Raw genomic sequence first — 13,838 nt, 5'->3', positions numbered from 1 at the left:
GCTGGGAAACTCGCCAGCTTGTTCCTTGCCGGTGTCCCGCACCGTCTTAAAGGTTGTGATAACTATACTACTGATTACTAACTACTGGGCGAGAAACGCCCTTCACCGAATCGCCAAACGGTCGACTAAGCAACTGAGAAACCAGGAGCGCCCATGATCGAGCACAAGCTCTCTAACGTCCTTCTCAAGCCCGCGGAGCACCTCGCGGGACACGACGAGCTCTATGCCTTCTGCGCGAGCCCCCTCGACTACGACGAGGAGGCGGCTGCGCTCAGGCTCGCAGAGCCCGCTGACTTCATGACCTTCCTGAACGCGTGCTCCGCCTCGAAGTGGGCCAAGTACTGCGACATTACCACCGTGACGCTCAGGCTCGAGCTCTCCGGCGATGCCTGCGAGGTCATCATCAAGGGCATGCCCGAGGGCGCCAAGGCTGACTCCGAGAACACCATCGAGCTTGACCGAATCACCGTCGAGCCCGAGGCGGGCAAGGTCGCAAGCGTCTGCGCCACGTTCGATTGCTCGGGCATGGACCTCGTCGCGTTCGAGCTCCTTCCCTCCGGCACGACCCTCCTCCACACCGGCGCCTATTACGCCGAGGTCGACGAGGGGCGAATCCACCCGGTGCGGATCGCGCTTTCCACGACGACCTTCAAGAAGGAGCACTACATCGTCCCCAACATCGAGCTCATGCGCGACGCCATTCGCTCGGACGATGGCCCCATCCACGACGCCTTCCACATGTTCGTGGTCGATAACGGCTCGACGCTCGATGCCGAGGCCCTCTCTGACGACCTCGTGACCGTCATCCCCAACGCCAACGTCGGTGGCGCGGGAGGCTTTGCCCGCGGCATGATCGCCGCAATGGACTCCCCTGCCGAGTTTACCCACGTCATCCTCATGGACGACGACGTCCACGTCTTCCCCGAAAGCATCAAGCGCACCTACAACCTCCTCGCCCTCGCGAACGAGAAGTACGCCCACGCCTTCGTGAACGGCGCCATGCTTTCCGTCGAGCAGCCCGAGAGGCTCTTCGAGGACGTGAGCCATGTCCTACGCAGCGGGGTCTATCACAAGGTGAAGCCGGACCTCTTCATCGACCGCCTCGACCAGGTCGTCGAGAATGAGAGGATCGACGTCGAGGTGGAGAACGCCTACGGCGCATGGTGGTTCTCGTGCATCCCCGTCGCCAACATCCGCGAGAAGGGACTGCCCGTCCCCGTCTTTGTGCGCTGCGATGACGTCGAGTACGGCCTGCGTTCCAACCCCACGTACATGACGATGAACGGCATCTGCGTCTGGCACGAGAGCTTCGAGGGACGCCCCCGCGCCTCCGTCGATTGTTATCAGTACGTGCGCAACTTCCTCGTCATGGCTGCTTGCGACGGACACGTCAACACCGAGCTCTTCATGGCCCGCGTCTGGCGAAACGTTCTGCTTCGCCGCCGCGACCTCGAGTACGGAGCCGCCGAGCTTCTCCTCCAGGGCGTGGAAGACTACCTGCGCGGCCCGCAGTGGCTCATGGAGGCCGACGGTAGCGCCCTCATGCGCGAGAACGCCAAGCTCAACGACAAGTTAGTGCCTCTCGCCGAAATCGACCCAGAGATACTCTCCGAGGGCAACATTCGCGAGGTCACCCTCGAGAAGCACCATGGTCTCACGCTCGCGGGCAAGCTCTTGAAGACCATTCCGTATGACAAGCACCTGCTGCCGGACGCCCTCCTCAAGAAGGCACCGGGCCACCTCATGGTCAGCGGACCCACCCTCTACAGCCGCGACACCCTTGCTCGCGAGACCATCGTCGTCCTCGACATCACGGGCGAGAAGGCCTGCGTCCGTCGCATGGACCGTGCGCGCAACGCTCAGATCAAGCAGCGCGTCCGCGAGCTCAAGCAGCGCTGGCATCTCGAGCACGAGCGCGTGGCGGCAGACTACCAGGCAGCCTTCCCGACCATGATCAGCCAAGAGTTCTGGCGACACTACCTCGGCATGGAAGAGTAGGAACGCCGGCATCCTACGGAGGGACGCCCGGGGTCCTTCGACCATCCAGGTGCAAAAAGCGCACCCCGTCACAATGACTGTTGACGGGGCGCGCATCTATTTGGGAAATGACCAGACCCTCCGAGACCGCTAGAACACCGGGGCACGAAGGCTGCCGGAACACCTGGACACATGGCGATGGACTCCACGCCACCAGCTCGATCTAGCAACCAGCCAAAGGGAGAGGCTAACGCTTCTCCGGCCTCTTCACGTACTCAATTTCAGGATGGAACCTCAAGCCCTCAAACGTTCCACCCAGCACGGCCCTGGCGCGCTCGAGTTTGCGACCCTTCGCCTCGGTCGCGATGCGCCAGAGGTGGTTGAGGTCTCGCGCGGCGACATACGCGTAGCCGGCAGGGCCCTCGCCGCGATAGAGCACGATGTCGTTTCGATACGCAAGGCGGAAGCGCGCGATGCGCTCCCCGGAGTCGATGGCAACGTTGCCGGCTCCGTTGACCTTGCACTTGTGCGTGACCACGCTCGTGCCCACGACATAGCAGGGATACTTCCTCGAGACGCGGCGCGTGAACTCCCAGTCGTCAGTCCAGATGAAGAAGTCTTTGATGGGGAGGCCAAGCTCCGCGACGACGTCCGCCGGCACGAACAGCGAGACGAAGGACGCGAGCGTACAGGGCTGCAGCTCGGGGGTGAAATCCTCGATCGTGTGATGCAGCGGGTGCCTCTGGCGGTTCATGGAGCAAGGGGTGCCGTCAGTCCAGAGGCAGACGCTCGTGAGATAGCCGTACTCCCCGTTCAGGCCCTCGCCCGCAATGAGGAACTCACGCAGGGTGTCAGGATGGGTCATGCAGTCGTCGTCCATGACCCAGACGTAGTCGTGGCCAAGCTCGACGGCCTTGCGCATGCCATAGTTGAACCCACCGGCACCGCCGAGGTTCTCACCCGTGTTGAAGTAGGTGATCTTCCCGGACTCAGCGAGGGCGGCCAACGCCTCCTCGGTGCCATCCGTGCTCGCGTTGTCGACGACAATGACGGAAAGGCCGTAGCGCTCGCCAAGTGCGCCAAGGTCCTGCTTGCAAAGGCAATCGAGGCACTCGAGCAGCAGGTCCTTGCGGTTATACGTCACAACGACGGCGACGACGCTCTTGCGGTTCCCGGGGTTAGCGCAGACGGAGGCCATTAGTTGTACTGCCTCCTGTAGGCCTTGCAGACCTCATCCGTGTCGCCGATCATGCGCTGCTCGCCCTTCTCGATCCAGACGCAACGCGTGCAGAGTCGCTCGACCTGCTCGAGGGAATGGCTCACGAAGAGAACCGTGACGTTGCCGCTCTCGATGAACTGGCGAATGCGCTTCTCGCACTTCTCCTGGAAGAAGACATCGCCGACGGAGAGGGTCTCGTCGACGATGAGGACATCCGGCTCGACGACGGTCGCGATTGCGAACGCGATACGCGCGACCATGCCGCTGGAGTAGTTCTTGAGCGGCATGTCCATGAAGTCGCGAAGCTCTGCGAAGTCGACGATGTCATCGAGGTGGGCGTCGATGAACTCCTTGGTATAGCCGAGGAGGGCGCCGTTGAGGTAGATGTTCTCGCGTGCGGTGAGCTCGATGTCAAAGCCCGCGCCAAGCTCGATGAGCGGGGCGATGTTGCCATGAACGGTGACCTTGCCCTCGCTGGGCTCGAGCACGCCGGCGATGATCTTGAGCATCGTCGACTTGCCAGAGCCGTTGGTGCCAACGAGGCCGAGGACCTCACCCTTCTTGACCTTGAAGCTGACGTGCTTGAGGGCGTGGAACTCCTCGAAGAACAGCTCGTGTTTCACGAGCTTGATGAAGTACTCCTTGAGGTTGTCGAGGCGCTCGCTCGCCATGTTGAAGATCATGGTGACGTCGTCTACCTCAATAGCGTAGTCCTCGCCCGGGGTGATGTCGGTCTTAGAAGCCATACGTATGAGCCAATCTCTCGCGTGCGAGACTTAGATGTAGAGGATGAACTTGCGCTCGAGCTTATGGAAGACCACCCAGCCAAGCGCAATCGCGATGACGGCCCAAATGGCGCACATGGCGACGGTGATGAGCTCGGGCGGCTGGCCGTTGAGGAGAATCATGCGCATGAACGTCACGTAGTTATACATGGGGTTCGCGAGCATGATGACGCGCATGAACGCGTACGGAACCTGGGCGATCATGCTGACAGGCCAGAACAGCGGCGTCACGTAGCTCCAAGCGAGGATGACGACACCCCACAGGTGGATGACGTCACGGAAGAAGACCGCAAGCGAAGAGAGCAGCATGCTCATGCCGATGCAGAAGCCCATGAGCAGAACGAGGAGCACCGGGAGCAGGATGATGGTCCAGCTGACCCACACGCCCTCCCACAGCATGACGATGAAGACGGCGATCATCGAGAACGCGAAGTTGACGAGCGAGAAGAGAACTCGCTCGACCGGGAACACCGTCTTGTTAATACGCACCTTCTTGAGCAGGGGCGCGGCATCGAGGATCGAGGTGACGCCCTGGTTGGTGGAGTCCGCGAAGATCGTCCAAATGACGTTGCCGAGGATGAGGTAGAGCGGGTAGTGCTCCATGTTGTCATAGCGCAGGAAGAACGAGAACACGAGCGACATGACAACCATCATGAGCAGCGGGTTAAGGACGCTCCACACGACTCCGAGCACGCTGCGGCGATACTTGCGCTTGAAGTCCTTGCCGACGAGCTGCGCGAGGATGAACTTCTCCTTAGCGCGGTCAGACTTGGCGAACGCCTCAGACGCCGGAACGGTTGCCGTGGCTGTAGTGGTTTGCTCTTGGGACAAAGCCATCTCCTTGACGATGTTTGGCCCTTCGTGGGGCCCGTCTTGTCAGCGCCTCGCAAACACCGAGGCACAACGTAACTAGTAAATGATAGCAAGGGAGCCCTACGAGAGAAGGCCCGCCGCTGCACGCTCACCAAACACGGACACATAGGGCACGACCCCATACTGGCCGCCGACAACGACCTGTACGTACGTCGCCGCTGCCCAGGCGACAAGAACGAGGGCCATCGCAGCCGCACGCAGGCGCTTGTCCTCGATGCGCACGATCGTATGAGGCATGAGGAGGATGAGCATGGGCGCGAAGTAGCGCGCGACGCGGTCGACGATGAATGGGAGAAATGCAGCCGAGACGTAAAGAGCGAATGCCAGGGTCGCGCACACGACAAGCGCAGACTCGAGACCGGGGCCGGCAAGCTGAACTCGAGAGTCGCCCCTCCCAGGCGCCCCGCTCGCCCCATCGGAACCCGCTGCCTTCGCGCGAGCCAGCAAGGCGACCACGAACGGGAACGCCCACGTGAGGCCGAACGTGATCATGGCGTTGGCGCGTGGGCGGGGTCCCACGTAAACGCTGCTCGAGGGGTCGAGATAGAGGCCGAACCTCGTCTGGGCGAACATGACGCGCGCAACGGAGATCCCCACGAGGGCAAGCGCGACGCAACCTGCGAGAAGAAACACCGTGCGCGTCGGCGTCATTCTGAGGCGGAGCAACGGCCAAAGGGCAAGACACATGAGACAGCTCAGATGCATGAGGCTTCCCAGGACGACCCAGACGGCATAGTGCGCGAAGGCGCGCGAGGCGCTCATGTCGCGCTTCCCCACCCACTCGAGGCCGTTCATCACACACGCAATGGCGAACCACTGGCGCGCGATGTTGAGAGACTCGAAGTAGAAGCCTGCGACGAGAAACAGGGCGAGGGACAGGACGGGATCGGGCGACAACCTGCGGCAGGCTCGTATCACGAGCACATACGTGGCCGCGGACAAGAAGGCGAACATCCACTGGGGGTTATCCGTAAACAGGTTGAGGATGCGGATGAGGGCATAGAAGCCGGGATCCATACCGGATGCGGGCGGCTGGTTGGCGTAGAGGTGATACAGCTGCCAGTAGCCGAGATAACCGGCAGACTCCATCGATGCGCTGTAGTCGACGCCGATGTCATATCGAAGGGACGCCGGAATGGTGAGGGCCAAGAACGCGACGAACCACAGCAGGTTTGAGACCTTGGGGTTCTCCTCCCGCAGCCCCTCGGCAGATAGTGCTGCCAGCATGGCAACCGCAGCTGTAAGCAAATAGACGAGCATGAATCCCCCGAGAGTCGCAACTTGACATCTCTGACAACAATTCTTTGCAAGTTCAATTTACCCCAACAGGCCGTTTACCCGCGAAAACGCTACGGTCAACGACTTCTGGGGACACAAATAACCCTAGCACACCAAAATTTGTCAAAATTTCTGGTTGCACTCGCCCACAGCTTCTGTATACTAATCCTTGTTCGCACGGAGCAAAGCACGCGCTCCTGACAACTGAATTCCTCGATAGCTCAATGGTAGAGCCCGCGGCTGTTAACCGCGTTGTTGTAGGTTCGAGTCCTACTCGAGGAGCCAGACTTGAATGGCCTCGCTGAATTGCAGCGAGGCTTTTTTGTTATACATGCACCTCGCCTCACCCCCCACTGGACGGAATTCGCGCGGCAGCCTTCCCACGCCGCTCATCCGGGCGCTCGCCTCCTCCTCAATGCGATAATGGTCCCACGCAACCAACCCGAGGAGCGACGCATGGCAACGTTTCTGAATGACAGCCCCGTTTTTGGACCCGTCAGGAGTCGCCGCCTCGGCCTCTCCCTCGGCGTCAACATGATGCCTGCCTCTGGCAAGATCTGCTCGTTCGATTGTCTCTACTGCGAGAATGGCTTTAATTCCGAGCGCCGTTGCGACGGGAGGCACAATAGCGCCTCTGCGGTACTCCTGGCGCTCGAGGCCAAGCTCCGCGAAATGTCTGCCCAGGGCGAGCTGCCGGATGTCATCACGTTTGCCGGCAACGGAGAGCCAACGGGGGCACCGGAGTTCCCCGAGGCAATCGCAGGCGCAGTCAAGCTAAGGAACGAGCTCGCGCCCATGGCGAAGATCGCGGTTCTCTCTAACGGGACCTTCGCCGACAGGCCCGCCGTCCATGATGCGTTGATGCTCGTCGATGACAACATCCTCAAGCTCGACACGGTCGACCCCGCCTATATCGAGCTTCTCGACAGGCCCGTGGGCAGCTACGATATCGAGCACCAGATCGAGACCTTTGCGAGCTTTAATGGCCACGTCATCGTGCAGACGATGTTCCTGGCTGGTGAGTATGGGGACAAGAAGCTCGACAACACCGGCGACGAGTATGTGACGCCGTGGTTGACGGCGCTCGACCGCATCCGCCCGCAGGAGGCGACCATCTACACCGTCGCGCGGGAGACGCCGGCTCCGGACCTCAGGAAGGCCACCCCGGACGTGCTAGACGCAATCGCGCGACGCGTCGAGGCCCTCGGCATCCCCTGCCAGGTGAGCTATTAGGCGCGGCAAAGCAAGGGCCACCGGCTGAAGTCGGTGGCCCTTTTCACATACCGGAGTGACGGTGCGAACCTTCTATATGCAGAGCTTTACGAGGGAGCTCTTGAGCCCGTCGAGCGTGTCCCACGAGCCGTCAGGTGCCTTCTGGACATAGACGTCCGCCTCGGACTGCACGGGCTCGGCATCCTCCACGCACTGCATGAGGACCGCACCCGCCTCCGAGTCGCTCATCCCACACGAGCGCGCGGCGAACTCCTTGGCGATATCCGCTACCGAGCGGCAAGTAAGCGTCACGTGAACCGTGGCAGAGGACCCCGTCATCGTCACGTCGCCAACCTCGTAATCAAAATTTTGGAGATACGTGGAGATCAGCTCGTCATCGGATATGCCCATGTCTTCGAGTTGGCTCCCCACATAGGAGTTAAGCGTCTCCTTCGCAAGGTCCACGGCTTCTCCAGAGCCGGACTTGAGCTGCTCGAGCCCGTCCGTCACGCCATCGGCAATGGCGGCCTTGGACTCGGCATCGCCGGAATCGCCGCATCCCACAAGACCAATGGCAAAAATGATCCCAACGATTGCGGCTATAACAGCGAACTTATCCTTACGCATGGCGACACCCCACAGACACTCGAAACATCGAAGTTTGCTCTATCCTACTCTTCTCGGGCAAACTGACTCTCGTAAAGACTCGAGTAGAAGCCATGAAGGCTCAGAAGCTCCTCATGCGTACCGCGCTCGATGATGCGGCCGTCGCACATGACAAGGATGCAATCGGCATTGCGAATCGTACTCAACCTATGGGCAACGACGAAGCTCGTGCGGCCATGCATGAGCTCGTCGAACGCCGCCTGCACTTGGAGCTCCGTGCGCGTATCGATGCTCGAAGTCGCCTCGTCGAGCAAAAGAATCGCGGGATCCGTCAGCATGACGCGGGCGATGCAGAGCAGCTGGCGCTGGCCCTGGGAGAAGGAGCCACCGTCCTCGCCAATAATCGTGTCATATCCCTGGGGAAGCTGACGGATGAACTTGTCCGCATGGGCACGGCGCGCCGCCTCCTCGACTTGCTCGCGCGTCGCATCAGGGCGCCCATAGGCGATGTTGTCATGAACGGTTCCGGCGAAGAGCCAGCTATCCTGCAAGACCATGCCGAACGATCGACGCAGGCTCGCTCGCGTGTACTCGTCCGAAGAGCGTCCGTCCACCGCGATGGTTCCGGAGTTCACGTCATAGAAGCGCAGCAGCAGGTTGATAAGCGTCGTCTTGCCGCAGCCCGTGGGGCCGACGAGGGCAATACGCTCGCCCGAAGTCGCGTGGATGCAGATGTCCTTGAGGAGCTCACGGTCGGGCACATAGGAGAAGTCCACGTGGTCGAAGCTGACCTCGCCTCGAGGCTGGTCGAGCTCGACGGCCGCCTCGGCATCCGGAGTCTCCTCGGTGGCGTCAAGCAGCGCGAACACACGGCGTGCAGACGCGTAGGCGGTCTGAATCTGGGCGATGACGCCCGTAATCTCGTTGAAGGGCTTCGTGTACTGGTTGGCGTAGCTCAGAAACGTCTGGACCTCGCCAACGGTAAGGCGTGCGGGGGCACCCGTGATGACACTCAGGCATCCCACCACAGCAACTACCGCGTAGATGATGTTGTTGATGAAACGAGTGCCGGGATTCGAGAGCGAACTCATGAACTGGGCATGCTCGCCGGACGTGTAGAGGCGCTTGTTAATCTCATCGAAGCGCTTGCATGCCTCTGGCCCAAATGCGAACGCGTCGACAAGGCGCTGCTCGCCGACATACTGCTCGACATGGGCGCCAAGCTCGCCTTGGATGCGCTGCTGATCCGCGAAGCTCTTGTCGGAGAGGCGCGTAATGAGCCAGGCGGCGCCTACGGACAGCGGCGTCACAAGAACCACGACGAGCGCCATGGGCACGGAAGTCGCGAGCATGAAGCCAAGCGTGCCGAAAATGGTCACGACACCACTCAGAAGCTGGTTGGTTCCCTGCAGAAGGCCATCGCCGACCTGGTCAACGTCATTGACCACGCGGCTAATGAGGTCGCCGTGAGGATGCGAGTCGATGAAGGAGAGTGGCATGAGGTCGAGCTTGTCGGACGCGGCGTTCCTCAGGTCGCGGACTGTCTCGTACGAGAGGCGATTGACGCAGTATCCCTGGACCCACTGGAGCGCCGAGGCGACAATGACGACGAGTGCGAGCTCGCGGACGATCGGCATGAGCAGGGAAAAGTCGACTGCACCCGCGCGGACCATGCAATCGATGCCGCGCCCGATGAGGATGGGTACGTAAAGCTGCAGCGTCACGCCCGCGATCGCGCTCAAGAGGGATGCGATCAGCAGCCCCCTGTAAGGCCCGACGTAGGCCAGGAGCCTTCGCGTCACCTCAAGCGTGGACATGCTGGAGGAAGATCCGCCGGTATCACCATTGGGGCCGCCAAGGGAGTCCTTACCGGCAACGTTCGCGGTGACGGTCGCTACGGAACCGGTCGAAGCATAGGGATTCATCTAGTTCGCCTCCCCCTTAAGCTGGGAATCGCAAATCTCGCGGTAGAGGCCGCATGTTTCAAGGAGCTGCTCGTGTGTGCCAAGGCCGGCGAGGGCGCCATGATCGAGGACGCAAATGACGTCGGCGGAACGGACCGCAGAGACGCGCTGGGAGACGATGACCGTCGTAAGCGGCGGCTTGCCAGCAGCGGCATCGCACCTGCCAAGCTCCCTGACGGCATGGCGCAGAGCGGCATCCGTCCTCATGTCGAGCGCCGAGGCTGAGTCATCCATCACGAGGATGCTAGGTGACCCCACAAAGGCGCGGGCAATGGTCAGGCGCTGACGCTGGCCTCCTGAGAAGTTCTTGCCGCCCGCCTCGACCGCGCTATCGAGGCCCTGGGGCATGGCTTTCACGAAGTCTGCCGCCTGCGCGACCTCAAGAGCCTCCCAGAGTTCGTCATCTGAGGCGCCGGAGTCCCTCCAGAGCAGGTTTGAACGAATCGTACCCGCGACGAGCGACGCGCGTTGTGGAACGAGAGCGACCTCGTGGCGCAGGCTCGAAAGAGGCCAAGACCGAACGTCTTCGCCCATAACGCTGGCGGCACCTGCGCTTGAATCGTACAAGCGGGAGATGAGGGATACAAGCGTGGACTTGCCCGAGCCGGTACCGCCGATGACGCCCAAGGTCATGCCGGGATAGAGTGCCAGCGTGACATCGCTGAGGGCGGGCGCGCCGCTTCCGTAGGAGAAGGTCACGTGGTCAAACGCGAGCGCGGGGACATCCGTGGAACACGCGGGCTTCTCCCAGGCCTGGCCTGCGACATCGCGAACGGAGGGCTCCGTCGCGAAAACCTCGTTGATGCGTGCCGCGGAGGCACTCGCACGCGTGAAGACGACAACGAGATTGGCAACGTAGACGATCGAAAGGAGCGTCTGGGTCATGTAGTTCACAAATGCCATGACCTGGCCCTGCGTAAGGCCACCGACGTTAACGGACTGACCGCCGAGAACGAGAATCACGCATACGGCGACGTTCATGATGAGGAAGGTGGCGGGATTGAGGATGGAAGAGAGGCTACCAACCGCGGTGGCTATACTCGCCTGCGCTTCCGTGGCCTCGCGGAAGCGCTTGCGCTCGTGGTCCTCCCTCACAAAGGACCTCACGACGCGGACGCCAGACAGGCCCTCCCTGCACACCAGGGCGATTCGATCAAGAGCCTTCTGCATATTCGAGAAGTACGGCACGCAGCGAGCCATAACCACCCAGAAGATGACGCCGATCAAAGGCGTGGACACCAGAAAGACGAGGCCGAGCCTGACGTCGATGAGCAATGCCGCGATCATGGACCCAACGGCGAGCAGCGGCCAACGGATGAGCTGGCGCACGCCGAGGGCAACGGCGACCTGGACTTGGTTGACGTCGTTGGTGATACGCGTGATGAGCGAGGGCGTGCCGAAACGGTCGAGCTCGGCGGAGGAGAGCTCGTTGACGTGCGCATAGAGCGCGCCGCGAACCTCGGTACCGATACCCTGTGAGCAAAGCGCCGCCATCTTCTGGCACACGAGGGTGAAGGCAAGGCCGACGACAGCCATGGCAACGAGAGCAACCCCGCTGACGATAACGGCGTGAACGTCGCCGGCAATGACGCCCTGGTCGATCATCCTCGCGATGACGAGGGGCGTGAGCAAGTCGAAGAACACCTCGATGAGCTTGCAAAGGGGCCCCAGCACGAAATAGCGCATGTAGGGACCGGAGAATCGCTTGAGGAGATCGAGCATAGCGAGTGAGCGCCTTTCGAATCGCGCAGGAACATCCCGCATAAAGAAGATTGGACGCGCAAACTAAACGCGTCCAATCATACTAAGCGTTCGCCGTAAGGAACTTGTAAACCGAGAGCCGACCCGAAGGGCTAGGCATCATCAGAGGAAGGCAGCTCGGAGCCGCAGTGCGGACAGCGAGTCGCGCCGGGTTTGTGCTCCTCGATGCAGAAGGGGCAGATAGGAGCCGGCGCGGCGGGCGGCTGCTCCTCGGTGCGGACGCGGCTCAGGGCAAGCCTCTGTGCCTCGTTGAATGCCTTGATGATCGCGAAGACGATCGCGGCGACGATGAGGAAGTTGATGATGGCTCCGAGGAACTTTCCGAAATCAATCTCCGTACCCGGAACGACGAGCCCGCCGATCTCGCCGACATTGCCACCGGCAATGAGCTTGATGAGCGGGTTGATGATGTCTTCCGTGAGCGAGGTGACGATGGCGGTAAACGCACCGCCGATGATGACGCCGATGGCCATGTCTATGACGTTGCCGCGGCTGATGAACTCCTGGAACTCTTTGACAAGCTTCTTCATGGGTGCCCCCGAGCGATGTAGTTGCAAACATCTGCATCAAGTATAACGAGCCAAGGCACAGGGTCTTACCGCGCGCTTATCGCCAGGCAAACCATAGGGGTACATGCTGTTTGGCGGCAGCAAAATCGGTGCGCCACGGCCTCGATCGAGGCCGAAACATAATGTCCGCAATGGCGGGTAGTATCTGAGATAGGGTATGAGTTTGACCTGGCGAGGCTAAGGAGGCTCACCATGCATGACGACTACGATGATGACTTCGACCTTGATGACTACCTGCACAAAAGCAAGTCAGAGAGAAAGTTTCCCTACGGCGGCATCATGATGACCCCATCCGAGCTTGAACGAGTCATGCGCGAAGAAGATCGCGAGAGGGAGCGCGAGCTCGAAGAGCGCAGGCGCCGCAACGCTCCCAAGTTCTTCGTGAGCATCAACTTCACCCGCGAGCTCTAGGCACCTCCGGGTCTATCTATACCGACAGGTCCAGAATTGCGACAGGCTCTTCGTGCAATGACGACTACCGGGGAGATTAGGAACCTGAGAGGAACATCGTCGCTGCATTCTTCGCCATGTTCGGCTCCTTCCCGCCCCCTGCGGGGAGTCTTTGCCCCATGCGGGGCGCTGTGGTCGCTCACGCGGGCTAGTATGAAAGAGGCCCCGTGCGGGGCCTCGTTTCCTAAGATGGCTTCCCGCCAAGCTGTCGAACCTCGGTCTCCGGAGCCAGAATCCGGCGTTCTGCCGTTGAGCTAATGGCGCGTGCTAGAATTTGGTTAGCGAAAGCCTCCATGGGTCTGCTAGAGACACTTGGGGGCTTTCACTTGTATAGATGCTCCAAACTTCCGTCGCTTTTTATGAAGAGCACCTCCGCGACGCCGTGCATAGCCATACGCCTCTTCGTCTCCCTTATCAGTACGTCGTCACTAGCGGCGTGCCTATATCTAAGGTTGAGAACGACCCGCGCGCCGCCGTGCCCCCTATCCCTGAATTGGTGAGAGGCCCTGCGAAGGTTCCTCTCGATGAATGAGAGACTCCCGCCGTCTCTGGCTGAGTCGCCGATTGGCTTGGGACTCTTGCCCTCCCACCACTCGACATTGATGCTCAGGTCGATGTCGGACGCGCCGTGCGTCTGGGTCTTTATACCGTTCTGCTCCAGGACGTGGTGTGTCCAGAGATCGTGCCCCTCGACGAGAAGGACGTACCTGTCTCCCTCGCAGTTCGGCACAATCTTGCAGTCGCAGTTCCGGTGGAACTTGCCCAGCGCGCTGGCCGACTCGAGCGTGTGGTACACGGACCCCTGCCGACGAGCATCAGGCACCACGCGCAGGTGTTCCTCCCGCTGGTGACGCGCGCGAACCTGACGCCCTTCCCATGTTGCGCGCCGCGTTCCTCATGATCGTCGTGTTGAGGCTCCTCGCCGCGTCATTAGCCACGAGCTCGGAGCACATCTCTACGAAGCCGTGAATGGCCCCGTCCTCGAGCCTCTCCGCCTGGTAGTACGCGACGCGGCTCACCGTTGCCCTGTCGTAGGTGACGCTGAGTACAGCGCAGTCCAGCGCTTTTCCCGCCTTGGCACTCGTGGGGTTGCTGTCCTGCGTGAGCAGCTCGGAGATGGGGATGGAGGCCGCGACGGCGAAGT

At 61.1% G+C, this 13,838-nt stretch carries 12 protein-coding genes, 2 tRNA genes and 1 pseudogene; 4 read left to right on the top strand and 11 right to left on the bottom strand.

The genetic code is table 11. The annotated features are described in order from the left end of the window. The first annotated feature begins 153 nt into the window (after positions 1-153). Positions 154-1,998, top strand: a complete 1,845-nt coding sequence (locus ACTQ1Z_RS02810) for a glycosyltransferase (protein ID WP_441858552.1) — start codon at positions 154-156, stop codon at positions 1,996-1,998. Positions 1,999-2,224: 226 nt separating this feature from the next. Here ACTQ1Z_RS02810 and ACTQ1Z_RS02805 read toward each other — a convergent pair whose 3' ends face one another. The 4 genes from ACTQ1Z_RS02805 to ACTQ1Z_RS02790 form a co-directional block, all read right to left on the bottom strand. Then, positions 2,225-3,175: a glycosyltransferase gene (locus ACTQ1Z_RS02805; RefSeq protein WP_320680286.1), complete on the bottom strand. Its 951-nt coding sequence runs from the start codon at positions 3,173-3,175 to the stop codon at positions 2,225-2,227. Continuing rightward, on the bottom strand, positions 3,175-3,942 hold the full coding sequence (locus ACTQ1Z_RS02800; RefSeq protein WP_320680284.1) for an ABC transporter ATP-binding protein: 768 nt from the start codon (positions 3,940-3,942) through the stop codon (positions 3,175-3,177). Before ACTQ1Z_RS02800 ends, ACTQ1Z_RS02805 begins: the two co-directional genes overlap by 1 nt. A 30-nt stretch (positions 3,943-3,972) precedes the next feature. Next, on the bottom strand, positions 3,973-4,818 hold the full coding sequence (locus tag ACTQ1Z_RS02795) for an ABC transporter permease (RefSeq protein ID WP_414153565.1): 846 nt from the start codon (positions 4,816-4,818) through the stop codon (positions 3,973-3,975). Positions 4,819-4,914: 96 nt separating this feature from the next. Continuing rightward, positions 4,915-6,114, bottom strand: a complete 1,200-nt coding sequence (locus ACTQ1Z_RS02790; protein WP_441858549.1) for an EpsG family protein — start codon at positions 6,112-6,114, stop codon at positions 4,915-4,917. A 228-nt stretch (positions 6,115-6,342) separates the two neighbouring features. Between ACTQ1Z_RS02790 and ACTQ1Z_RS02785 the strand changes: the two genes are divergently transcribed. Both ACTQ1Z_RS02785 and ACTQ1Z_RS02780 read left to right on the top strand, forming a co-directional pair. Further along, a tRNA-Asn gene (locus tag ACTQ1Z_RS02785) sits at positions 6,343-6,417 on the top strand. A gap of 171 nt (positions 6,418-6,588) precedes the next feature. Further along, complete coding sequence (locus ACTQ1Z_RS02780) at positions 6,589-7,365, top strand: radical SAM protein (protein WP_441858547.1); 777 nt, start codon at positions 6,589-6,591, stop codon at positions 7,363-7,365. A gap of 72 nt (positions 7,366-7,437) precedes the next feature. Here ACTQ1Z_RS02780 and ACTQ1Z_RS02775 read toward each other — a convergent pair whose 3' ends face one another. From ACTQ1Z_RS02775 to mscL, 4 genes are all read right to left on the bottom strand, one after another. Beyond that, entirely contained in the window at positions 7,438-7,971 is a 534-nt protein-coding gene (locus ACTQ1Z_RS02775) for a hypothetical protein (protein ID WP_441858545.1), read from the bottom strand. Positions 7,972-8,015: 44 nt separating this feature from the next. Beyond that, the gene (locus tag ACTQ1Z_RS02770) at positions 8,016-9,875 is read right to left on the bottom strand and encodes an ABC transporter ATP-binding protein (RefSeq protein WP_441858543.1); all 1,860 of its coding nucleotides are present in this window, start codon (positions 9,873-9,875) and stop codon (positions 8,016-8,018) included. Continuing rightward, positions 9,876-11,636 (bottom strand): ABC transporter ATP-binding protein, encoded by a 1,761-nt coding sequence (locus ACTQ1Z_RS02765; RefSeq protein ID WP_441858541.1) that lies wholly within the window; start codon positions 11,634-11,636, stop codon positions 9,876-9,878. It abuts the gene before it with no gap. Between the two features lie 131 nt (positions 11,637-11,767). Further along, positions 11,768-12,205: a large conductance mechanosensitive channel protein MscL gene (gene mscL, locus ACTQ1Z_RS02760; protein ID WP_441858539.1), complete on the bottom strand. Its 438-nt coding sequence runs from the start codon at positions 12,203-12,205 to the stop codon at positions 11,768-11,770. A gap of 231 nt (positions 12,206-12,436) precedes the next feature. Between mscL and ACTQ1Z_RS02755 the strand changes: the two genes are divergently transcribed. Beyond that, positions 12,437-12,655, top strand: a complete 219-nt coding sequence (locus ACTQ1Z_RS02755; RefSeq protein ID WP_320680272.1) for a hypothetical protein — start codon at positions 12,437-12,439, stop codon at positions 12,653-12,655. 229 nt (positions 12,656-12,884) lie between these two features. Here the strand turns inward: ACTQ1Z_RS02755 and ACTQ1Z_RS02750 are convergent. The 3 genes and pseudogenes from ACTQ1Z_RS02750 to ACTQ1Z_RS02740 form a co-directional block, all read right to left on the bottom strand. After that, positions 12,885-12,952 (bottom strand) — tRNA-Gln (locus ACTQ1Z_RS02750). A gap of 64 nt (positions 12,953-13,016) precedes the next feature. Beyond that, a pseudogene (locus tag ACTQ1Z_RS02745) lies at positions 13,017-13,510 on the bottom strand (VG15 protein). Next, positions 13,510-13,713: a hypothetical protein gene (locus ACTQ1Z_RS02740; RefSeq protein WP_441858537.1), complete on the bottom strand. Its 204-nt coding sequence runs from the start codon at positions 13,711-13,713 to the stop codon at positions 13,510-13,512. The pseudogene ACTQ1Z_RS02745 and the gene ACTQ1Z_RS02740 overlap by 1 nt, the downstream one beginning before the upstream one ends. Positions 13,714-13,838: the final 125 nt, after the last annotated feature.

This window comes from Parolsenella sp. LCP21S3_E11 (genome assembly GCF_052118165.1).
Taxonomy (GTDB): domain Bacteria; phylum Actinomycetota; class Coriobacteriia; order Coriobacteriales; family Atopobiaceae; genus Parolsenella.
The sequence above is the reverse complement of the archived record's forward strand: the minus strand, read 5'-3'. Positions and strand labels throughout refer to the sequence as shown.